This is a genomic window from Citrobacter sp. LJND-P06 (genome assembly GCF_058188415.1).
The window spans coordinates 728,802-751,164 of the sequence record NZ_CP187317.1; the positions used below are offsets into that span (position 1 = coordinate 728,802).

Sequence of the window (22,363 nt, forward strand, 5' to 3'; positions counted from 1 at the left end):
GAGGCAACGAACGATGAGCGTAATCGGAATTGAAAAGCTGGAATTTGGCGTCGACGACCTGACGCACTGCGCCAAATTTATGCGTGATTTTGGCCTGACGGGAGACGCCAGCGGCCAGCGTTTTACCACCCTAAGCGGTGCCCGCGTGGAGCTGAACCCGATCGACAGCCCGGATCTTCCTGCTGCGTTTGAAGCCGGTAACACCCTGCGCCGCATGACCTGGTCGGTAGCCAGCCCGCAGGAACTGGAAGCCTTAAAGCCGAAGCTGGCGCAGCAGCCGGGTTTTCGTGAAGTAGACGGCGCGCTGGAATGCCGCGATCCGAACGGCATGACTCTGCGCGTACAGGTGAGCCAGCAGGTGCCGGTTGAGCTGAACGTCGAGCCAATCAATCAGTGGGGCGACGTCCGCCGTATCGACACGCCGAGCCCGGTTTACGATCGCGCTGAGCCGATCAACGTCGGCCACGTGGTGTTCTTCGTCGAAGAGTTGGCTGCGGTGGAGAGATTTTATCGCGACGTGCTCGGCTTTCAGGTTTCCGATCGCTATATCAATCGCGCGGTGTTCCTGCGCTGCGGCGTACGCGGCGGCCACCACAACCTCTTCTTACTGCAACTGCCGAACCGCAAGCGTGGTCTGAACCACGTTGCCTTTACCGTGCGTGATATCCATGAAGTGATCGGCGGCGGCATCGCCATGAACAAGAATGCCTGGAGCACCTTTATTGGGCCGGGACGCCACCCGGTGTCGTCGGCTTACTTCTGGTATGTCAACAGTCCGACCGGCGGCGCGTTTGAGTACTACACCAACGACGACTATCTGACGGAAAACTGGCAGCCGCGTGAGCTGGAGCATTCGCTGGTCTCTTTTACTGAATGGGCGGTGGAAGGCGGTATCGATCATGACACGCGTCGCCAGCAGAAGAAAACGGAGGCCCTATGACGACGCGTATTGTCATTGTTGGCGGCGGTCAGGCGGGCGGATGGGCGGCGAAAACCCTGCGCGACGAAGGCTTTGACGGCGAGATTTGCGTCGTCGCTGAAGAGGCGTGGGACTTCTACGAGCGCCCGCCGCTGTCGAAAGCCACGTTGCTGGAGCCGGACGCTGTGTTGCCGCGACTGTTTAGCGAAGCGGCACAACAGGCGCTGAACCTGAACTGGTACCGTCCGCTGCGGGTGGAATCCATCCACCGTGAGGCGAAAACGGTACAGCTAAGCAACGGAGAACTGCTTAGTTACAACATGCTATTAATCGCCACCGGTGGACGGGCACGCTTGCCGGGGGCGGCGTGGGAACAGCATCCGCAGGTTTACACGCTGCGTCATTGGCAGGATGCCCAGCGTTTGAAAGGACGCCTGACGGAGTGCAAAACGCTGGCGATCATCGGCGGCGGCTGGATTGGCCTGGAGATTGCCGCTTCGGCGCGCAAAAGCGGCATAGCGGTTACGCTGTTTGAGCAGCAGCCTGCGCTGTGTATGCGCTCGGTCAGTGCCGACGTCTCTGCGCACCTGGCGGCTGTCCACCGCGAGCAGGGCGTGGATATCCGTACCGGCTGCGGCACGCTGGAACTGGAGGATAACGATGGCCTGCCGACGATCCATTGTGACAGCCAGCGTGAAACCTATGACGCAGTCGTGGTGGGGATCGGCGTCGATCTCAATCTGGAGCTGGCGCGTGACGCCGGGCTGCACACCGACCGCGGGATCGTCGTCGATGCGCAGGGGCGAACCTCGGATCCGGCCATTTTTGCCGCAGGCGATGTGGCGCAGCATCACCAGTACGGCCTGTGCATTCAGTCCTGGGCCTTTGCGCAGAATCAGTCGGTGGCGACGGCAAAAGCGATGCTCAATGCAGACGCCGCAGGTTATGACGAAGCTCCGTGGCTGTGGTCGGATCAATACCAGAACAACATTCAGATCCTCGGCATTCCACAGCCTGACAGTAAAACGATCGTCCGTGAGAATACGCTTTTCTTCTCGTTGGACGGAAACGGACGGCTGGCGCAGTTGGTGGCGTTCAATGACGCACGCACCGTAAAGCTGGCGAAACGCTGGATGGCGGCTGGACGGGATCTGTCTGACGTTCCGCTCGCCGACCCGACCTTTTCACTGATGTCATTGCGATAACCGACGCGTACCCTTAGGGGGGGTAAATGACCACATTCGAGACGAACACCGCGCCCGCAGAGGCGAACGGTGAGGGAACCCGTACGCCTGAAAAAGCTGTTCGCTGGGCGATCCCGCTGTCGCTGCTGGCCTGTGTACTGCTGGCGTTTTTCGACAAAATCAGCATTGCCGCGCTGTTTTCTGACGGCCATTTTCAGCAGGCGATGGGCATTGATTTTGACACCACGCGCCTTGGCATTCTGATGAGTGCGTTTTTGCTGAGCTACGGTTTTTCATCGGTATTTCTGAGCGGCCTCGGCGACAAGATTGCGCCGCTGCGCCTGCTGACCGGGATGATGGCGGTGTGGTGCGTGCTGATGGTGGCGATGGGCTTCACCCACAACTACACCCTGATGATTGTGCTGCGCATTCTGCTCGGTGTCGCTGAGGGGCCGCTGTTTCCGCTGGCTTTCGCCATCGTTCGCCACAACTTCCCGCAGCGTCTGCAGGCGCGGGCCACCATGCTGTGGCTGCTCGGCACGCCGTTTGGCGCAGCGATTGGCTTCCCGCTCTCCCTGTGGCTGCTCAACACCTTCGGCTGGCAGAGCACCTTCTTCGTGATGGCGATGCTGACTGTGCCGGTACTGATTTTCGTGCGCATTGGCCTGCGGGGCATCCGTCTGGATGCAAAGCCGACCACCGCGCAGGCGACACAAGAAGCGCGACGTTTGGCGCGCCGTGAGCTGTTCGTCAGTCCGCACTTCTGGATTATTTGCATCTTTAACATCACCTTCCTGACCTATCTGTGGGGCATTAACGGCTGGTTGCCGGGTTATCTGATCAAAGGCAAAGGCATCCATCTCGAACATGCCGGCTGGCTCTCATCGATGCCGTTTATCGCCATGCTGGCAGGGGAAGTGATTGGCGCATGGCTGTCGGACCGCGTCGATAAACGCGCGGCGGCCTGCTTTATCTCGATGGCGGGCGCAGGGGTTGGGCTGGCGGTGGTGATGCATCTGAATACCCCGCTGGCCGTCATCGCGGCAATGAGCTTTAGCACCTTTATGTGGGGAACCGGCGCCCCCAACATTTTTGCGCTGCTGGCGAAGGCGACCCACCCGAGGGTGAGCGCTACCGCCGGCGGTATCTTCAACGGGCTGGGAAACTTTGCGGGTGCGCTGTCGCCAGCGGTGATGGGGGTGCTTATCGCCTTCACCCACAGCATGGATTCCGGGCTGATTTTTCTGGCGGTGATGGCGGCGGTGGGCTGCGTCCTGTTACTGCCGCTGCTGAAACGTTACTGAGGAGAGTGTCATGACTGATTCAACCGTAACCGCAAAACCGGGCATTAAACCTGACCATCTGACCATGGAAGAGTGGGTCGAGTCGCGCATTGCGCGCTTTGAAGGACGCAAGTACGACTGGAACGCGCTGAAGTTCCAGGCCGACTATGACCCGAAATATCGCCGTGCGCAGATGCGCTACATCGGCACCGGCGCGACGGGCGTGGCAACCGATGCCAATACCGTTCCCGCCGAGCACTTCACCTTCTCCACCATGGTGCTGCCGTCAAAATGCGAAGGGCCGCTGCACCTGCACGATGATGTGGAAGAGGTTTTCTTCATGCTGAAAGGGCAGATCACACTGATGATTCAGGACGGCGATAACTACACCGAAACCGTGCTGCGCGAACGCGATTTGATCTCTGTGCCGCCGGGTATTTATCGCGGACTGTTTAACCACGGCGAAGAAGAAGCGCTGATGTGCGTGATGCTGGGTACACAGAAACCGCACATCCCGACCTATCCGACCGATCATCCACTGTCAAAAGTGAAGCGGGGCTAAGGGGGCGCTATGACGGGTTTTCGTGAACAGGGCTGCGGTATTCCGCTGATGCTGTTGCACGGTATCAGCTCCGGCGCGAGCTCCTGGCATAAGCAGATGACGCTGGCGGGTTTCCGCGTGCTGGCCTGGGATATGCCTGGTTACGGCGAGAGCCCAATACTTGATGTTGCACAGGCCAACGCGGGGGATTACGCCGACGCGTTGGCGGCAATGCTGGACAGCGCAGGCGTTCGGCAGACGGTGCTGGTAGGGCATTCACTCGGTGCGCTGGTCGCCAGCGCGTTTGCGGCGAAATACCCCGACCGCGTGCTGCACCTGGTGCTGGCAGATGCCGCACAGGGCTACGGCCAGAGCGCGCCCGAGCAGCGCGAGAAAGTTTGGCGCAGCCGTGAGCAACAAATCGCACTCGGTGGCGAGATCCTCGCGCAAACCCGGGCGGCGAAGCTACTGCACCCCGGTGCGCGTGAGGCAGATATCGCCACCGTAGCCGCCGGGATGCGCAGGCTGCGCGCCGAGGGCTATCTCGCTGCCGCGTGGATGCTGGCGCACGACGACATTCACGGCTGGCTCAGGATCTACGGCGGCGCATTTGAAGTCTGGTGCGGCGAGCAGGATGCCATCACCCCGCCTGAGTTGGTACACGGACTGGCGCTGCGCTACGGCATGTCGTACACCGCTATTCCGCAGGCCGGACATGCTAGTTATCTCGATAACAACGCGTTTTTTAATCAACAGCTTTTACGTATTAAACAAGAGGTGCGCGATGAATGCACAAATTAACGGACGTGTCGCGGTGGTCACCGGAGGGTCTTCGGGTATTGGTTTTGAAACGCTGCGTCTGCTGTTGGGCGAAGGGGCGAAAGTCGCGTTCTGCGGACGCGATCCTGACCGCCTTGCCAGCGCCCACGCGGCGCTGCAAAACGAATATCCTGAGGGCGAGGTGTTTTCATGGCGCTGCGACGTGCTGAAAGCCGAAGAGGTGCAGGCGTTTTCCGAGGCGGTGAACGCCCGTTTTGGCCCGGCAGATATGTTGATCAACAACGCCGGACAGGGCTATGTGGCGCATTTTGCTGATACCCCGCGCGAGGCGTGGTTGCATGAAGCCGAGCTGAAACTGTTCGGCGTGATTAACCCGGTGCAGGCGTTTTTACCGCAGCTTGAGCAGTCGGATATCGCCTCGATTACCTGCGTAAACTCCCTGCTGGCGCTACAGCCGGAAGAGCACATGATTGCCACCTCGGCGGCGCGCGCAGCGCTACTGAATATGACGCTAACACTGTCAAAAGATCTGGTGGAAAAAGGCATTCGCGTTAATTCAATTTTACTCGGCATGGTCGAGTCCGGGCAGTGGCAACGCCGGTTTGCTAACCGCGCCGATAAGAACCAGAGCTGGCCGGAGTGGACGGCGGATATCGCCCGCAAGCGCGGTATTCCCATGGCCCGCCTGGGCAAACCGCAGGAGCCAGCGCAGGCGCTGTTATTCCTCGCCTCCCCGCTGGCCTCGTTTACTACCGGTGCGGCGCTGGATGTCTCCGGCGGTTTCTGCCGTCACCTTTAAGGAAGCGTCATGAAAAAGATCATGTTAATTGGCTACGGCGCGATGGCGCAGGCGGTGATTGAACGCTTGCCGCCGCAGGTGGCTATCGGTTGGATCGTCGCGCGTGAATCTCACCACGCGGCGATCCACGAGCAGTTTGGCGGCACAGTCACCGCACTGATCACGCCAATGGATTGTGCTGAGACGCCGGATCTGGTGCTGGAGTGTGCCAGTCAGCAGGCGGTGGCGCAGTACGGCGAGGCGGTACTGGCGCGCGGCTGGCATCTGGCGGTGATCTCCACCGGGGCGTTGGCCGACAGCGCGCTGGAGCAACGCCTGCTGAACGCGAGCGGAAGGCTCACGCTGCTGAGCGGCGCGGTAGCGGGGATTGACGGGTTGGCGGCGGCGAAAGAGGGCGGGCTTGAGCGCGTTACCTACCAGTCGCGTAAAAGCCCGGCCAGTTGGCGCGGTAGCCACGCTGAACAGCTTATCGATCTTAACACCGTTTCCGAGGCGCAGATTTTCTTTGAAGGCAGTGCCCGCGAGGCGGCCAGGCTGTTTCCGGCTAACGCCAACGTGGCGGCGACCGTGGCGCTCGGCGGTATCGGTATGGATGACACCCGCGTGCAACTGATGGTAGACCCGGCCACGAAACGCAATACCCACACCCTGCACGTTGAAGGTCTGTTTGGCGAATTTCATCTGGAACTGAGCGGCTTACCGCTGGCCAGCAACCCGAAAACTTCCACCCTGGCGGCGTTAAGCGCAGTGCGCGCCTGCCGCGAGCTGGTCCAGCGCTGAGAGGCTGAAATGGATGAATTAATGATTTTTATCGGCGGCCACTGGCGGCACGGCGGCGGAAAGATGATGCAAAGCAGCTTCCCGGCTGACGGTTCTATCAACGCCACGATGCACGCGGCAAGCCTTGATGATCTACAGGAAGCGATTGAGTGCGCGGACCGCGCATGGCGTGAGCCGACGTGGCGCAACGCGCTGTCGCACCAGCGTGCGAAGATCCTGCACAAGGTTGCGGATGACATTGAAGCCCGTACCGATGAGCTGGCGCACATGCAGAGCCGCGACAACGGCAAGCCGCTGGCGGAAGCGCGAGGCCTGGTGATGAGTGCAGCGGCGACCGCCCGCTATTTCGCCGCCGCCTGTGAGCTGCTGGAAGGCGAACTGCCGACGCCGCGCCAACCGGATCTGCTGACGCTGAGCCGTTATGAAGCGCTCGGCGTAGTGGCGGCGATTACGCCGTGGAACTCGCCGATTGCCAGCGAAATGCAAAAAGTGGCCCCAGCCATTGCCGCTGGCAACGCGGTGATCCTGAAACCCGCCGAGGCCACGCCGCTGATGGCGCTGGAACTGGCGCGAATTTTCGAACGGGCGGGGCTGCCGGCAGGCCTGCTGAGCGTGCTGCCGGGCAAAGGCTCGGTGATCGGCGACGCCCTGGCGCGTCATCCGAAGGTGCGCAAAATCTCCTTCACCGGCGGTACGACAACCGGTCGCCATCTGGCGCACGTGGCGGCGGAAAAGTTAATCCCCACCTCGCTGGAGCTGGGCGGCAAATCGCCGACTATCGTGCTGGAAGATGCCGATATCGAGCAGGCGGCGCGCGGCATCTGCTACGGCATTTTTAGTTCAGCCGGGCAGGCGTGCATTGCGGGTTCGCGGCTGTTTATTCACGAACAGGTTTACGCCCCGCTGATGGCGCGGCTGCTGGAGCTAACTCGCAGTCTGCGCGTAGGCCATCCTTTCAACCGCGACACGCATGTAGGGCCGCTGATTAGCGAAGCGCATCGCCAGCATGTGCTGGAGTATGTAGAGCTTGCGAAGCGGGAAGGCGGGCGCGTGCTGTGCGGTGGTGAGATCCCGGCGGATCCTGCTCTGGCGGCGGGCAGTTTCTTTCTGCCAACGATCGTCGAGGGGCTGAAGAACAGCGCTCGCGCCAGCCAGGAGGAGATCTTCGGCCCGGTGCTGGTGGTGATGCCTTTTCACGATGAAGATGCGCTGGTTCGCGAAGCCAATGACTCGGTCTACGGGCTAGCGGCGGGCATCTGGACGCGTGATACCGGCCGCGCCCTGCGCCTGAGCGAACGGCTGGAGGCGGGAACGGTGTGGATTAATACCTACAAAGTTTTCTCTATTTCGACCCCGTTTGGGGGCTTTAAAGAGAGCGGTCTGGGCCGCGAAAAGGGCATTCAGGGGCTGAAGGCCTGGATGCAACAAAAGAGCATTTATCTGGCGACGGGTAATAGCGTCAACCACTGGTGCGACTGAGAAAGGGTGAGCAATGAGCGAAATGATAACCGTCGGCGACGCCATCGCCAGAACGCTGGAGCAGTATCACGTTGAGGCCATCTACGGCGTCATCTCTATCCATAACCTACCGATCGCCGATGCGGTCGGCCAGCGCGGCAATATCCGCTTCGTGCCCGGGCGCGGCGAGGCGGGTTCGGTCACCATGGCCGACGCCCACGGGCGTTTCTCCGGGCTTGGCGTGGCGCTGACCAGTACCGGCGCGGGCGCCGGAAATGCGGTCGGGGCGCTGGTTGAAGCAATGAACGCCTGCACACCGTTGCTGCACTTAACGGGCCAGGTCGAAAAGGCCTGGTTGGATGCCGACACTGGTTTTATTCACGAGACGCGCGATCAGCTCACCTTCCTGAAGGCGAGCTCAAAGCGGGCGTATCGCATCAGCAATGCCAACCAGGCCATCGCGATTCTGCATAAGGCCATTCAGGAGGCGAAAACGCCGCCGTGTGGGCCAGTCTCGGTTGAAATTCCGATCGATATTCAGAGCGCTAAAATCCCTGCTTCGCTGGTGACGGCACCGGTACAAACGCCTCCGGCGGCGGGCGTAACAAGCGATGTGGTGGATGCGCTGTGGGCGCAACTGAAGCAGGCGAAGTTACCGCTGCTGTGGCTGGGCGGCGGGGCGCTGGGTAGCGCAGACGCGGTGAAAAAGCTGGCCGATGCCGGGGTGACCGTTATTTCCAGTACCCACGCTCGTGGCGTATTGCCGGACAGCCATCGCGCCAGCCTGCGGGCCTTCCATAACTCGCCGTCAGTTGAAGCGGTCATTTCTGCCTGTGATTTTACGCTGGTGGCGGGCTCGCGCCTGCGTAGCAATGAAACGCGTTCCTGGACGCTGGAGCTACCGCATCCGCGCGTACAAATTGATATCGATCCGGCGGCGGCCAGCCGTAACTATTTGATGGACAACACTCTGATTGCCGACTGTTCTGTTCTGCTCGCCGCATTGGCGGAGAAAGTACAGGGCCGTGAGTGGGGGAATGCGCAGTGGGATGCGCGGGTGAGCGAGGCGGTCGCTAAAGCGGAGCAGGAGTTGCGCACGCAGTGCGGCGAGTATGCAAAACTCAACGACGCCATCGACCGGGCGCTGCCGGAAAACGGCCTGCTGGTACGCGATATTACCGTGTCTGGCAGCCTGTGGGGCAGCCGCTTGTTCCGCGCTAACGGCCCACTGATGAACATCCACTCCCTCGCTGGTGCAATAGGTATGGGTCTGCCGATGGCTATCGGCACGGCGATTGCTAACCCACAGCGTAAGGTGGTGGGGTTGGTCGGTGACGGCGGTCTGAGTCTGAACCTGGGCGAGCTGGCAACGCTGGCGCAGGAGAAAGCCAACGTTACGCTGCTGATTATGAACGACGGTGGCTACGGCGTGATGCGCGGCATTCAGGATAAATACTTCGGCGGACGGCAGTACTACAACGAACTGCATACACCGGACTTTACTCTGCTGGCGCAAGCTATTGGGCTACAGGCATGGTGTGTCGAGCGAGCGGAGGATTTTAATGCCGTGATGACTGAAGCGCTGGCGATCCCGGGGCCGTCAGTGGTGGAGGTGAAGATGGGGCAGATTGGCGCACTGAAGTTCGCCGGGCCGCCGCAGAAGACGTTGTATTGAGAGAAAAGCCGGATGGCGATGCTAACGCATCTTATCCGGCATACCACGCTGGCCGCCCCCAAACTGACTTCGCCAATAACGTCCGATCACAGGACGAAATAAGTAGGCCGGATAAGGCGTTTACGCCGCCATCCGGCACTGTTCAATGGTTACTTAATGCCGTCTGTCGACATGCGATCGCGAATATGTTGCGCACGTTCGGCAGACGCAGGGTGATCGTCAAACATAGAGCTTTGACGGCCCGCTTCTAACTTCGCCAGTTTCTCAAAGCTGGTGGCCAGTCCCAATGGATCAATCCCGCGTTTACGCAACAGATCGTAGGAATAGTCATCCGCTTCGGACTCCTGGCGCTGGGAGAACTGTGAATTCACCAGTTTTTCGCCAAGATCGCCCAATTGCGATTGTGACAGGCTACCGACGATCCCGCCCGCAGAGGCAGCGGCGACGCGAACGGCGTTAGTGCCCAGCGCAACCTGCATCCCTTTCTTCACGTGACCGAGCGCAACGTGCCCCATTTCATGGCCGATCACCGCCTCGACTTCGTTATCGGTCATCATATCCATCAGTCCGCTATAGACACGAATACAGCCGTTGGCCATCGCAAACGCGTTCACGTCTTTCGCCATATACACTTTGTAGTTCACTGGCTGCCCGTTGATGTTGTCACCGAGCGCTCCCGCAATTTTGCTCAGACGTTTAGCGTATTCACTGCTGGCCGGGGCGATGGTTGCTTTACCGTCCATCTCCTGGCAAGCCTGATCGCTCAGTGTCTTGATCTGTGCATCGCTCAGGCTATAAGCCTGTAAGGCTTCACTACCAGACGTCATCAGCCCGCCTGAATCCATGTTCTGACAACCGGTCAGAGCGAATGCAATTCCACAGGCTAGTAATGCAGAACGAATTTTCATTGTGATTATTCCACGTTAATGATTATTGCCATCATCTGAAATTTCCCGCTGTTGAAGAGCAGGGAATTTAGACAAAGTATAAAGAGAATCCTTATAAATGAGCGAGTAGATTGCGCAACCTACGATCGTGTTCAGGAGATTTCCGAAACGGCAAAAGGATGCTCCATGTACATGGCACGCGGCTTGGGTTACATTGTTGGCACTTTTTTCCGGCGTAGCCCAAAACGCGCGGTCGTCAAGCCGTTTGGGTATGGCCTTCATCATCCGATCTGGAGTCAAAATGTCCTCACGTAAAGAGCTTGCCAATGCTATTCGTGCGCTGAGCATGGACGCAGTACAGAAAGCCAAATCCGGCCATCCGGGTGCCCCGATGGGTATGGCTGACATTGCCGAAGTCCTGTGGCGTGATTTCCTGAACCACAACCCGCAGAACCCGGCCTGGGCTGACCGTGACCGCTTCGTGCTGTCTAACGGCCACGGCTCCATGCTGATTTACAGCCTGCTGCACCTCACCGGCTATGACCTGCCGATGTCTGAGCTGCAGAACTTCCGTCAGCTGCATTCCAAAACTCCGGGTCACCCGGAAGTGGGTTACACCGCGGGTGTTGAAACCACGACGGGGCCGCTGGGTCAGGGTATTGCTAACGCAGTCGGTATGGCCATCGCAGAAAAAACGCTGGCAGCGCAGTTTAACCGTCCTGGCCACGACATCGTTGACCACTTCACTTACGCTTTCATGGGCGATGGCTGCATGATGGAAGGTATCTCTCACGAGGTATGTTCCCTGGCCGGTACGCTGAAACTGGGTAAACTGGTTGCGTTCTACGATGACAACGGCATCTCTATTGATGGTCATGTTGAAGGCTGGTTCACCGACGATACCGCTAAACGTTTCGAAGCCTACGGCTGGCACGTGGTGCGTGGTGTTGACGGACATGATGCACAAGCAATTAAACGCGCAGTAGAAGAAGCGCGTGCTGTGACCGACAAACCGTCCCTGCTGATGTGCAAAACCATCATCGGTTTCGGTTCCCCGAACAAAGCCGGTACGCATGACTCCCACGGTGCGCCGCTGGGCGATGCAGAAATTGCACTGACCCGTGAGCAACTGGGCTGGAAATACGCGCCGTTCGAAATCCCGTCTGAAATCTACGCGCAGTGGGATGCGAAAGAAGCAGGCCAGGCGAAAGAGTCCGCATGGAACGAGAAATTCGCCGCTTACGCGAAAGCCTTCCCGCAGGAAGCTGCTGAATTCACCCGTCGTATGAAAGGTGAAATGCCGTCTGACTTCGACGCGAAAGCGAACGAGTTCATTGCTAAGTTGCAGGCTAACCCGTCTAAAATCGCCAGCCGTAAAGCGTCTCAGAATGCGATCGAAGCGTTTGGCCCTTGGCTTCCAGAATTCCTCGGCGGTTCCGCTGACCTGGCACCAAGCAACCTGACCCTGTGGTCTGGTTCTAAGGCTATTAACGAAGATACTGCCGGTAACTACATCCATTACGGTGTACGTGAATTCGGTATGACCGCGATTGCCAACGGTATCTCCCTGCACGGCGGTTTCCTGCCGTACACCTCGACCTTCCTGATGTTCGTTGAATACGCACGTAATGCCGTACGTATGGCTGCGCTGATGAAACAGCGTCAGGTGATGGTCTACACCCACGACTCCATCGGTCTGGGCGAAGATGGCCCGACTCACCAGCCGGTAGAGCAGGTCGCTTCTCTGCGTGTGACCCCGAACATGTCCACATGGCGTCCGTGTGACCAGGTTGAATCCGCGGTAGCGTGGAAATATGGCGTTGAGCGTCAGGACGGCCCGACCGCGCTGATCCTTTCCCGTCAGAACCTGGCGCAGCAGGATCGTACCGCTGAGCAACTGGCGAACATCGCTCGCGGTGGTTACGTGCTGAAAGATTGCGCCGGTCAGCCGGAGCTGATTTTCATTGCCACCGGTTCTGAAGTTGAACTGGCTGTGGCTGCGTGGGACAAACTGTCTGCCGAAGGCGTTAAGGCGCGCGTGGTTTCCATGCCGTCTACCGATGCGTTCGACAAGCAGGATGCCGCTTACCGTGAATCCGTACTGCCGAAAGCCGTTTCCGCACGCGTTGCTGTGGAAGCCGGTATCGCAGACTACTGGTTCAAATACGTGGGCCTGAACGGCGCTATCGTCGGCATGACCACCTTCGGTGAGTCTGCACCGGCTGAGCTGCTGTTCGAAGAGTTCGGCTTCACCGTTGATAACGTGGTTGCCAAAGCGAAATCGCTGCTGTAATTACGCGGTTATCGTTAAAACGGGTCGCTCAGGCGGCCCGTTTTTTTTCATGCTACGCCATAATCAATTGCCCTGTTTCCAGGCGAACCGCCCGTGGGAAGTGACGCTGTGTAAATGCAGCGTCATGGCTAATTGCTACCACGCTGTTGCCCCGCTGGCGGCAAACTGCGAGCCAGTTCTCGAAGACGCCCAGCCAGTGTGCGTCAAAGTCCCGGCTGGGTTCATCCAGCAGCAGAATGGCGGGCGCCATTGCCTCAAGGCTTGCAACTGCGACCATTCGGCGCTGCGCCGTGTGCAGATCCAGCGGGTGCGCGTCGGCAACATCGTCTAACTGACACAATTGCAATGCGGCGGCGGTGCGTTGCGCAATCTCATCCGGCGGTCGTTTTTGTAATCGCAATCCGAAGGCGACTTCTTCAGATACCTTGCTGTGAAACAGTTGGTTTTCGGCTTCCTGAAACAGGACGCCGAACACGTTTGCTCGTTCACGGTTTTTCAGTTGCGCAATCGGTCTTCCCTGAAGGTGGACGGAACCGGAAGACGGGGAGAGTAACCCGGCCATAACTCGCAGCAGCGTGGATTTACCCGCGCCATTATCGCCGGTCAGCGCCAGCCATTCGCCAGTTTTTAACTCCAGCGAGATTGCCCGAAGACAATCGTCCGACGCGCCCGGCCAGCGATAATTGACCTCAGTTAGCGTTAGCATCGTACAGACAATTCTCCGTTGTGAAGCTGCCAGCTATGTTGGCAATAGGCGAGAAAAGGTTCGGGGTTGCGCTCGAAAAGGATAACCAGTGCCTGTTGCGCCTGCGCCCAGTCCTGCAAACGCTCCAGCAGCAACCGGGTGGCCTGGGCGGTTAAACGACTGAAGGCTTCATCAAGGATCAGAAGCGTCGGTTGCATCGCCAATGCACTGGCAATCACCACCCGTTGCGTCTCTCCGCCGGAGAGCGTGCCGGGATGGCGATGGCGCAGCGTCTGACACGCTGTCAGAGTGAGTGCGTGGTCGATGCGGCGCATGATTTCCGCTTCGCTGAGCCCGAGATTTTCCGGGCCAAAGGCGACTTCTTCTTCCACGCTAAAGGTACAACCGGAAAGCTGCAGATAAGGCGACTGCTGGACGAGCTGAACGGTTTGCGATTGCTCCACCAGAGAGCGCTCGCCGATGGGCACGCCCAGAAGGGTGCCTTTGCCCGCAATCTCACCGGGCAGAAAGTCGGGATACCAGCCAGCCATCAGTTGAGCCAGGGTGCTTTTTCCGCTGCCGTTATCACCAAAAATCGCCACCATACCGGATTCCGCGTAGTGGAAATCAAACCTAAACGCAGGGCGCGTGGTTTGTGTTGGGTGGTAGCAAAACTGTTCTAGCGTAACCATATCCAGACTCCTGCTTCCGCCAGCATGAAAAACACCATACTGTAGCGCGCCACGCGCTGAAACGTACTGTCCACTGGCGCCCATAGCGTGGTACGGCGTCGGTGTAATCGAAATGCCCGCATATCCAGTGCTGCGCCGCGTACCGCCAGATCGTTGAGGGCATTATGTGTCAGAGGAACAATCAGTGCTGGCATGGCGCGAAGCCGCTGATACCAGCCTTCATCCAGCGGCACGCCGCGTGCGCGTTGCGCTTCGTGAATGATAGACAGTTGTTGCCTGAGCTGTTCTGCCACCAAAAGCGGCCCCGCGAACAGGTAGGCGACACCTGGGGGTAAGCGAGACGCAAACAGCGCGCGGATAAACTGGCGAACCGGTACGTACTGCATCCAAAGCTGTGACGTGGAGACGATCGCCAGAATCCGTAGCCACAACGTGATGGCCTGCGCCCAGCGCTGTGGATCGCGCGGCTTACCGCTTAACCACTCGCTCAACCACCCGCCGTGTACGAGCCACAGGCCAAATCCCAGCGATAGCATCAGCCAGGCAACGTATTTTGCCCGCTGACGTGTGGCCTTCCCCCCGCTAAGCAGAGAAAGGCGGCTCCGCTGTAGAGCGGAAGTACGGTATTAGCAGGCAGCAGCAACGTGGAGCATGCCGCCAGTGCCCACAGGGTTAACGAGGTGAACGGGTGCATTAGCGCACGGCAGACATTGTGGGGAAATGGCGTGTAGTGCGAAGCGGCAACTGTCGCAGTAGCATCCAGACGATGACCGCCGTCAGGATCTTATCGACCAGGTTGGCGCCCAGCACGGTAATGGCGACAGATTCCACCAGATTCTGGCCGACAGAGTGCATCCAGGCGATGAACAGATCGGCACCGCTGCCAGTCACCCCGCCAAAGAGTGCGGTACGCAAGGGCACGGCAACCAGCGTGACCGCCAGTGTGATCACCACGCCGCTGGCCACGACTTTCGGCAATGTGCGAAACCAGCCTGCCCGTGCCAGCCATCCAGCGACCAGACCAATTACCATGGCGACTGGCGCGAATGCCGCCGCAATCGGATCGGTCAACAATCCCCAGAGTAGATTGGTCAGTAATCCGGTCAACATACCAATGACGGGGCCTAACAGCACGGCGCTTATCAGGGTACCGATCGAATCGAGAAAAATGGGCAGCTTCAGCATGCTGATGAGCTGTCCGCCGATCATATTGATGGCTATAGAAATCACAATCAGCACCAGCGACTGGCTGGAAAATTGACGACGCGCCATAAAAAACCTCTTACCAGGTAATGGGTTAACGGGGGGAAATAACCAGTTCGTCATAGTGAGACACCGCACAAGGCTGGCGGCTAAACGCCAGTGCGGTCAGCTCGCCGATCACCAGTTCAAGCGTGGTGCGAACGGTGCAGCCAGACATCATATGACCGCCCTGCATGGCGCCCTTTGAGTCTGAAACGCAGAGATGCAGATGTTCGCCAGCAAGTTCGAGCGTGCCGCTCAACGAGATAACTTCATAAGTTCCGCGAAGCAGTGTGGTGTCTTCTTGTCCGGCGTACCGCAGGGCGACGTGGGTCAGACTGCCGGTGCAACCTGCAATCCAGGCGGCTTGCAACTGGTGTTGATTTACAAACGCATGTAACTGTGTGAAGACTTCCTGACCGGGAAGCAAACGAAGCGCATAAAACCGTGCTTCAGACGAGGAGAGATGAGATGTAGTCATATTTTGGGGGACTCCGAGACTCGGACGTAACGCTGATAATATAGACGCTGGTGGCGGTACTTCCTGATATAAATCAGGATTTTTAACGCGACAACGAAAAGATTTTGCTACGCTTATTCGCAATTCTGGAATATGGAATAAAACTGACGTGTTCAGGTACGAAAATGTGACGTATGTCAGATAACTGCGTTCTTTGGCTGGACAATCATTCCTTTTATTCCTCGTTTCGCTTATTCTAGCTGAAGCGTTTCAGTCGATTAAATGTTCGACAAATAATCAATCAGTCGCAGTTTGCGACAGGTAAGGTTTTCCTCGACGATTTGCTGGATTACTCTGTCAGCCTCATTTGAATCGGGATAGCCTTGCAGGAGACCTATGACCGTACGCGTAGCGATTAATGGCTTTGGTCGCATCGGGCGTAATGTGGTTCGTGCTTTGTATGAATCCGGACGTCGGGCGGAAATCACCGTGGTGGCAATCAACGAACTGGCGGATGCTGCAGGCATGGCGCATTTGTTGAAATATGACACCAGCCATGGACGTTTTGCATGGGATGTTCGCCAGGAGCGCGATCAACTCATCGTTGGCGATGATGCTATTCGCATTTTGCACGAACGGACTCTCGACGTGCTGCCCTGGCGTGAACTGGGTGTTGATATTGTGCTGGATTGCACCGGCGTCTACGGTAACCGCGAACACGGCGAGGCACATATCGCCGCTGGCGCAAAGAAAGTGCTCTTTTCACATCCTGGCAGCAACGATCTCGACGCCACCGTGGTATTTGGCGTGAATCAGGAACAGTTGCGGGCAGAACACCACATTGTCTCGAATGCCTCCTGCACGACGAATTGCATTATTCCGGTCATCAAGTTGTTGGATGATGCTTATGGCATTGAGTCCGGAACCGTCACCACGATCCACTCGGCTATGCACGATCAACAGGTGATTGATGCGTATCATCCTGACCTGCGACGTACGCGAGCCGCGAGCCAGTCGATTATTCCGGTTGATACCAAACTGTCTGCCGGTATTACGCGAATTTTTCCGCAATTCAACGATCGATTCGAAGCGATTGCTGTTCGCGTACCGACCATAAATGTGACGGCGATCGACTTAAGTGTGACGGTGAAAAAACCAGTAAAAGCCAATGAAGTCAATCAGTTGCTGCAAAAAGCAGCACAAGGTGCATTTCATGGTATAGTTGACTATACGGAATTACCGTTGGTCTCGATAGATTTTAACCACGACCCGCACAGTGCCATCGTTGATGGGACTCAAACACGCGTGAGTGGTGCGCACCTGATTAAGACTCTGGTCTGGTGTGATAATGAATGGGGCTTTGCTAACCGCATGCTCGACACAACGTTAGCTATGGCTGCTATTGGTTTCAGGTAAAGCGCGTAAGCGCTTGCAAAACTTTAAGAATCAACGAGAGGATTCACCATGTCTGTAATTAAGATGACCGATCTGGATCTTGCTGGTAAACGTGTTTTTATCCGTGCGGATCTGAACGTACCAGTTAAAGAAGGGAAAGTAACCAGCGACGCGCGTATCCGTGCTTCTCTGCCAACCATCGAACTGGCCCTGAAGCAGGGTGCAAAAGTGATGGTAACTTCCCACCTGGGTCGTCCTACCGAAGGCGAGTACAACGAAGAATTCTCTCTGCTGCCGGTTGTTAACTACCTGAAAGACAAGCTGTCTAACCCGGTTCGTCTGGTAAAAGATTACCTGGACGGCGTTGAAGTTGCCGCCGGTGAACTGGTGGTTCTGGAAAACGTTCGCTTTAACAAAGGCGAGAAGAAAGACGACGAAGCACTGTCCAAAAAATACGCTGCATTGTGCGACGTATTCGTGATGGACGCTTTCGGTACGGCTCACCGTGCACAGGCTTCTACCCACGGTATCGGCAAATTTGCAGACGTAGCATGTGCAGGCCCGCTGCTGGCTGACGAACTGGAAGCACTGGGTAAAGCACTGAAAGAACCGGCTCGCCCGATGGTCGCTATCGTTGGTGGTTCTAAAGTCTCTACCAAACTGACCGTTCTGGACTCTCTGTCTAAAATCGCTGACCAACTGATCGTTGGCGGTGGTATCGCCAACACCTTCGTTGCTGCTCAAGGCCACAACGTCGGCAAATCCCTGTACGAAGCTGACCTGGTTGATGAAGCAAAACGTCTGCTGACTATCTGTGACATCCCGGTTCCGGCTGATGTTCGCGTCGCGACTGAGTTCTCTGAATCCGCAGCGGCTACCCTGAAATCTGTTTCTGACGTGAAAGAAGACGAGCAGATCCTGGATATCGGTGATGCTTCCGCACAGCAACTGGCTGAAATCCTGAAGAATGCAAAAACCATTCTGTGGAACGGCCCGGTAGGCGTGTTTGAATTCCCGAACTTCCGTAAAGGCACTGAAATCGTTGCTAACGCCATTGCAGACAGCGAAGCATTCTCCATCGCTGGCGGCGGCGACACGCTGGCCGCTATCGATCTGTTCGGTATCGCTGACAAGATCTCCTACATTTCCACTGGCGGCGGCGCATTCCTCGAATTCGTGGAAGGCAAAGTACTGCCGGCAGTAGCTATGCTCGAAGAGCGCGCTAAGAAGTAAGTCATTTAAGGGCAGGGAAACCTGCCCAATTTTCAGCGCGCTTTGCAAGCACGCACCATTTTCTAAGGCCCGACGATACAGGACAACGAAACATGTCTAAAATTTTTGATTTCGTAAAACCAGGCGTAATCACTGGTGATGACGTACAGAAAGTGTTCCAGGTAGCAAAAGAAAACAACTTCGCTCTGCCAGCAGTTAACTGCGTCGGTACCGACTCCATCAACGCCGTTCTGGAAACCGCTGCGAAAGTAAAAGCGCCGGTTATCGTCCAGTTCTCTAACGGTGGTGCTTCTTTCATCGCGGGTAAAGGCGTGAAGTCTGACGTTCCTCAGGGCGCAGCAATCCTCGGTGCTATCTCTGGCGCGCATCACGTTCATCAGATGGCTGAACACTACGGTGTTCCGGTTATCCTGCACACTGACCACTGCGCGAAGAAACTGCTGCCGTGGATCGACGGTCTGCTGGACGCGGGTGAAAAACACTTTGCTGCTACCGGCAAGCCGCTGTTCTCTTCTCACATGATCGACCTGTCTGAAGAGTCTCTGGAAGAGAACATCGAAATCTGCTCCAAATACCTGGCGCGCATGTCCAAAATGGGCATGACCCTGGAAATCGAACTGGGTTGCACCGGTGGTGAAGAAGATGGCGTGGACAACAGCCACATGGACGCTTCTGCACTGTACACCCAGCCGGAAGACGTTGATTACGCGTACACCGAGCTGAGCAAAATCAGCCCGCGTTTCACCATCGCCGCTTCCTTCGGTAACGTACACGGCGTTTACAAACCAGGTAACGTGGTTCTGACTCCGACGATCCTGCGCGACTCTCAGGACTATGTTTCTAAGAAACACAACCTGCCGCACAACAGCCTGAACTTCGTCTTCCACGGCGGTTCCGGTTCTACTGCTCAGGAAATCAAAGACTCCGTAAGCTACGGCGTAGTGAAAATGAACATCGATACCGACACCCAATGGGCGACCTGGGAAGGTGTTCTGAACTACTACAAAGCGAACGAAGCTTACCTGCAAGGCCAGTTGGGCAACCCGAAAGGCGAAGATCAGCCGAACAAGAAATACTACGATCCGCGCGTATGGCTGCGTGCTGGTCAGGCAACCATGATCACCCGTCTGGAGCAGGCTTTCACTGAACTGAACGCGGTTGACGTTCTGTAATGTAAGCCATTCTGCATGACATGAGGCCCGCATTTGCGGGCCTTTTTTATGGCGAATTCAATATACTGTTTGTGCAGAATATGTGATCAATTTGGCAGAATTCCTCCTTTTTGTTTACTCTTGTCAGACTGCCGGTCTTTTGGGGCCGGCTTTATGTCTCCCGTTTGGGTAAGCAAAAAAGGAATAGTGAATGGAAGATCTCAATGTTGTCGACAGCATTAACGGTGCAGGCACCTGGCTGATTCGCAACCAGGCATTACTGCTGAGTTATGCCGTTAACATCGTTGCTGCAATCGCTATCATCATCGTCGGGATGATCGTGGCGCGTATCGTATCAAATACCGTGAACCGTCTGATGGTTGCGCGTCAAATTGATACGACGGTCGCTGACTTTCTCTCCGCGCTGGTGCGTTACGGTATCATCGCCTTTACGCTGATTGCGGCATTGGGTCGAGTCGGGGTTCAGACGGCCTCCGTCATTGCGGTACTGGGTGCCGCAGGTTTAGCCGTTGGTCTGGCGCTGCAAGGGTCTTTGTCTAACCTCGCTGCTGGGGTATTGCTGGTGATGTTCCGTCCGTTCCGTGCCGGTGAGTATGTTGATCTGGGCGGCGTTGCGGGATCGGTACTTAACGTGCAGATTTTCTCCACCACCATGCGCACTCTCGACGGTAAAATCGTGGTGATTCCCAACGGTAAAATCATCGCCGGAAATATCATTAACTTTTCCCGTGAGCCGGTTCGCCGCAACGAATTTATTATCAGCGTGACCTATGACGCCGATATTGATCAGGTGAAAAAGATCCTGACCGATATCATTCAGTCTGAAGATCGTATTCTGAAAGACCGTGAAATGACCGTACGCCTGAATGAGCTGGGCGCGTCATCGATTAATTTCGTGGTGCGTGCCTGGAGCAACAGCGGCGATCTACAAGAGGTGTATTGGGATGTGCTGGAACGCATTAAGCGTGAGTTTGATGCGCAGGGCATTCGCTTCCCGTCGCCGAAAATGGACGTCAACTTCAAGCGTGTGAAAGAGAGCGTAGCAGAGTAATTTTTACGTTCGCGTAGGGCCTGATGGCGCGATGCTGTCAGGCCTGCAACGGCAGTCTTTCGTCGTCCGTATCACGCATTAGAGTCCATTCGGCATTTTCTTCGCTCTCCATTAATTCCTCTAATATGTGATTAAAATTATCAATTTCCGCTAATGATTTTGCCGCGCTATAGTCTGCATTAAAGATGAATTGCTCAGGATATCTAACGTGTTGTCTTATTATTTTCAAGGGCTTGCGCTCGGCGCGGCCATGATCCTGCCTCTCGGCCCACAGAATGCGTTTGTCATGAATCAGGGGATTCGTCGGCAGTATCACCTGATGATTGCCTTACTTTGCGCTGTCAGCGACTTGCTGCTGATTTGTGCGGGGATCTTTGGCGGCAGCGCATTGTTAATGCAGTCGCCGTGGCTGATGGCGCTTGTCACCTGGGGCGGCGTGGCCTTTCTCCTGTGGTATGGTTTCGGCGCGTTAAAAACGGCAATGAGCAGTAACCTGGAACTCGCCAGCGCGGAAGTGATGAAACAGGGGCGCTGGAAAATCATCGCCACCATGCTGGCGGTAACCTGGCTCAATCCGCATGTTTATCTGGATACCTTCGTGGTGCTGGGGAGTCTGGGTGGGCAACTGGATGTCGAACCCCGGCGCTGGTTCGCTCTCGGTACGGTGAGCGCGTCATTTCTTTGGTTCTTTGGTCTGGCGCTGCTGGCCGCCTGGCTGGCACCGAGACTGCGTACCGCCAAAGCCCAACGCACGATCAATATTTTGGTTGGACTGGTGATGTGGTTTATCGCTTTTCAACTGGCAAAAGAAGGTGTTGCGCACGTTCATGCCCTCTTTATTTAGGCCTGGTCTGATAGACAATATGCAGATACACGCTAAGCTTGCCTGCATGCGCCCTGAGTTTCAGGGCAATAAATGAAACATGGAGGAGCGACAGTGAAGTTCAAAATGATGGCCCTGGCGGCATTAGTCGGATTCAGTGCAATCTCGGTACAGGCAAATGAATTACCTGCCGGGCCGCACATTGTGACCTCCGGTACAGCAAGTGTGGACGCGACCCCAGATATCGCTACCCTGGCGATTGAAGTGAATGTTGCGGCGAAAGATGCGGCAACCGCCAAGAAACAGGCGGACGAGCGCGTGGCGCAGTATCTTTCCTTCCTTGAGCAAAATCAGATAGCGAAGAAAGATATCAGTTCAGCCAACCTGCGCACGCAGCCGGACTACGATTATCAGAATGGTAAAAGTGTTCTGAAAGGCTACCGTGCGGTGCGTACCGTTGAAGTGACTCTGCGACAACTGGACAAGCTTAACGCCCTGTTGGATGGCGCACTGAAGGCCGGTTTGAACGAGATCCGTTCAGTCTCGCTGGGTGTTGCGCAGCCGGAAGAATATAAAGACAAGGCGCGCAAAGCGGCGATTGACGATGCAATCCATCAGGCTCAGGAGCTGGCGGCGGGTTTCAACAGCAAACTGGGGCCGGTCTACAGCGTGCGCTACCACGTCTCCAACTATCAGCCCAGCCCGGTGGTACGGATGATGAAAGCGGATGCGGCGCCTGCCGTGTCGGCTGAGGAAAGCTATGAGCAGCCAACCATCCAGTTTGGCGATCAGGTCGATGTGGTATTCCAGTTGGAACCTGCCGCAGGGCAGCAACAGGCAACGCCCCCTAAAGCACAGTAATCTACAGAACCCGGCGTCACTGCCGGGTTTTTTAATCCTTTCCGTATTTCCCTTCATCTATTTTGTGAACAACTGTAAAAGTGGGACGCTGCTTCCAGTCTTTTTCTTCGACAAAATGAGGATATGCCATGGTGATTTCATGAGGTAACT

21 protein-coding genes and 1 pseudogene are annotated in these 22,363 nt (G+C 56.7%); 16 read left to right on the forward strand and 6 right to left on the reverse strand.

Annotation, left to right across the window (positions count from 1 at the left end; all coding sequences use genetic code 11):
- The first annotated feature begins 13 nt into the window (after positions 1-13).
- The 9 genes from ACO7SM_RS03525 to ACO7SM_RS03565 are packed head-to-tail and all read left to right on the forward strand — an operon-like array spanning position 14 to position 9,419.
- On the forward strand, positions 14-940 hold the full coding sequence (locus ACO7SM_RS03525; RefSeq protein ID WP_490469707.1) for a VOC family protein: 927 nt from the start codon (positions 14-16) through the stop codon (positions 938-940).
- Positions 937-2,124: an NAD(P)/FAD-dependent oxidoreductase gene (locus ACO7SM_RS03530; RefSeq protein ID WP_490469708.1), complete on the forward strand. Its 1,188-nt coding sequence runs from the start codon at positions 937-939 to the stop codon at positions 2,122-2,124. Before ACO7SM_RS03525 ends, ACO7SM_RS03530 begins: the two co-directional genes overlap by 4 nt.
- A 26-nt stretch (positions 2,125-2,150) precedes the next feature.
- The gene (locus ACO7SM_RS03535; protein WP_490469709.1) at positions 2,151-3,407 is read left to right on the forward strand and encodes an MFS transporter; all 1,257 of its coding nucleotides are present in this window, start codon (positions 2,151-2,153) and stop codon (positions 3,405-3,407) included.
- A gap of 10 nt (positions 3,408-3,417) precedes the next feature.
- Positions 3,418-3,948, forward strand: a complete 531-nt coding sequence (locus tag ACO7SM_RS03540; protein ID WP_203360032.1) for a cupin domain-containing protein — start codon at positions 3,418-3,420, stop codon at positions 3,946-3,948.
- Positions 3,949-3,957: 9 nt separating this feature from the next.
- A complete protein-coding gene (locus ACO7SM_RS03545; protein ID WP_490469710.1) occupies positions 3,958-4,728 on the forward strand; it encodes an alpha/beta fold hydrolase in 771 nt (256 codons plus the stop codon).
- The gene (locus ACO7SM_RS03550) at positions 4,712-5,506 is read left to right on the forward strand and encodes an SDR family oxidoreductase (protein WP_490469711.1); all 795 of its coding nucleotides are present in this window, start codon (positions 4,712-4,714) and stop codon (positions 5,504-5,506) included. The genes ACO7SM_RS03545 and ACO7SM_RS03550 overlap by 17 nt, the downstream gene beginning before the upstream one ends.
- A gap of 9 nt (positions 5,507-5,515) precedes the next feature.
- The gene (locus tag ACO7SM_RS03555; RefSeq protein WP_490469712.1) at positions 5,516-6,286 is read left to right on the forward strand and encodes an aspartate dehydrogenase; all 771 of its coding nucleotides are present in this window, start codon (positions 5,516-5,518) and stop codon (positions 6,284-6,286) included.
- A 9-nt stretch (positions 6,287-6,295) separates the two neighbouring features.
- The gene (locus ACO7SM_RS03560; protein WP_490469713.1) at positions 6,296-7,765 is read left to right on the forward strand and encodes an aldehyde dehydrogenase; all 1,470 of its coding nucleotides are present in this window, start codon (positions 6,296-6,298) and stop codon (positions 7,763-7,765) included.
- A 13-nt stretch (positions 7,766-7,778) separates the two neighbouring features.
- The gene (locus tag ACO7SM_RS03565; RefSeq protein WP_490469714.1) at positions 7,779-9,419 is read left to right on the forward strand and encodes a thiamine pyrophosphate-binding protein; all 1,641 of its coding nucleotides are present in this window, start codon (positions 7,779-7,781) and stop codon (positions 9,417-9,419) included.
- 149 nt (positions 9,420-9,568) lie between these two features.
- On the opposite strand, the gene loiP is transcribed toward ACO7SM_RS03565, so the two are convergent.
- Positions 9,569-10,327 (reverse strand): metalloprotease LoiP, encoded by a 759-nt coding sequence (gene loiP, locus ACO7SM_RS03570; RefSeq protein ID WP_490469715.1) that lies wholly within the window; start codon positions 10,325-10,327, stop codon positions 9,569-9,571.
- 280 nt (positions 10,328-10,607) lie between these two features.
- Here loiP and tkt point away from each other — a divergent pair, with 280 nt between their 5' ends.
- Positions 10,608-12,599 carry a transketolase gene (gene tkt, locus ACO7SM_RS03575; protein ID WP_490469716.1) on the forward strand — a complete coding sequence of 664 codons (1,992 nt, stop codon included), beginning with the start codon at positions 10,608-10,610 and terminating at the stop codon, positions 12,597-12,599.
- Between the two features lie 52 nt (positions 12,600-12,651).
- On the opposite strand, the gene ACO7SM_RS03580 is transcribed toward tkt, so the two are convergent.
- The 5 genes and pseudogenes from ACO7SM_RS03580 to ACO7SM_RS03600 form a co-directional block, all read right to left on the reverse strand.
- A complete protein-coding gene (locus ACO7SM_RS03580) occupies positions 12,652-13,305 on the reverse strand; it encodes an ABC transporter ATP-binding protein (RefSeq protein ID WP_490469717.1) in 654 nt (217 codons plus the stop codon).
- A complete protein-coding gene (locus ACO7SM_RS03585; RefSeq protein WP_490469718.1) occupies positions 13,299-13,976 on the reverse strand; it encodes an ABC transporter ATP-binding protein in 678 nt (225 codons plus the stop codon). Before ACO7SM_RS03585 ends, ACO7SM_RS03580 begins: the two co-directional genes overlap by 7 nt.
- Positions 13,964-14,670 (reverse strand): annotated as a pseudogene (locus ACO7SM_RS03590) (energy-coupling factor transporter transmembrane component T). The gene ACO7SM_RS03585 and the pseudogene ACO7SM_RS03590 overlap by 13 nt, the downstream one beginning before the upstream one ends.
- Positions 14,670-15,248 (reverse strand): ECF transporter S component, encoded by a 579-nt coding sequence (locus ACO7SM_RS03595; protein ID WP_301699353.1) that lies wholly within the window; start codon positions 15,246-15,248, stop codon positions 14,670-14,672. Before ACO7SM_RS03595 ends, ACO7SM_RS03590 begins: the two are co-directional and overlap by 1 nt.
- Before the next feature lie 25 nt (positions 15,249-15,273).
- Positions 15,274-15,699, reverse strand: a complete 426-nt coding sequence (locus ACO7SM_RS03600) for a PPC domain-containing DNA-binding protein (protein ID WP_490469719.1) — start codon at positions 15,697-15,699, stop codon at positions 15,274-15,276.
- A 375-nt stretch (positions 15,700-16,074) separates the two neighbouring features.
- Here ACO7SM_RS03600 and epd point away from each other — a divergent pair, with 375 nt between their 5' ends.
- The 6 genes from epd (at position 16,075) to ACO7SM_RS03630 (ending at position 22,213) form a co-directional block, all read left to right on the forward strand.
- On the forward strand, positions 16,075-17,094 hold the full coding sequence (gene epd, locus ACO7SM_RS03605; RefSeq protein ID WP_490469720.1) for an erythrose-4-phosphate dehydrogenase: 1,020 nt from the start codon (positions 16,075-16,077) through the stop codon (positions 17,092-17,094).
- A gap of 48 nt (positions 17,095-17,142) precedes the next feature.
- On the forward strand, positions 17,143-18,306 hold the full coding sequence (gene pgk, locus ACO7SM_RS03610; protein ID WP_490469721.1) for a phosphoglycerate kinase: 1,164 nt from the start codon (positions 17,143-17,145) through the stop codon (positions 18,304-18,306).
- Between the two features lie 92 nt (positions 18,307-18,398).
- Positions 18,399-19,478: a class II fructose-bisphosphate aldolase gene (fbaA, locus tag ACO7SM_RS03615; protein WP_276293956.1), complete on the forward strand. Its 1,080-nt coding sequence runs from the start codon at positions 18,399-18,401 to the stop codon at positions 19,476-19,478.
- A gap of 190 nt (positions 19,479-19,668) precedes the next feature.
- Positions 19,669-20,529, forward strand: coding sequence for a small-conductance mechanosensitive channel MscS (gene mscS / locus ACO7SM_RS03620; protein ID WP_490469722.1), 861 nt, complete (start codon positions 19,669-19,671; stop codon positions 20,527-20,529).
- 208 nt (positions 20,530-20,737) lie between these two features.
- On the forward strand, positions 20,738-21,373 hold the full coding sequence (gene argO, locus ACO7SM_RS03625; protein WP_203360046.1) for an arginine exporter ArgO: 636 nt from the start codon (positions 20,738-20,740) through the stop codon (positions 21,371-21,373).
- A gap of 93 nt (positions 21,374-21,466) precedes the next feature.
- On the forward strand, positions 21,467-22,213 hold the full coding sequence (locus ACO7SM_RS03630) for an oxidative stress defense protein (RefSeq protein WP_490470859.1): 747 nt from the start codon (positions 21,467-21,469) through the stop codon (positions 22,211-22,213).
- Positions 22,214-22,363: the final 150 nt, after the last annotated feature.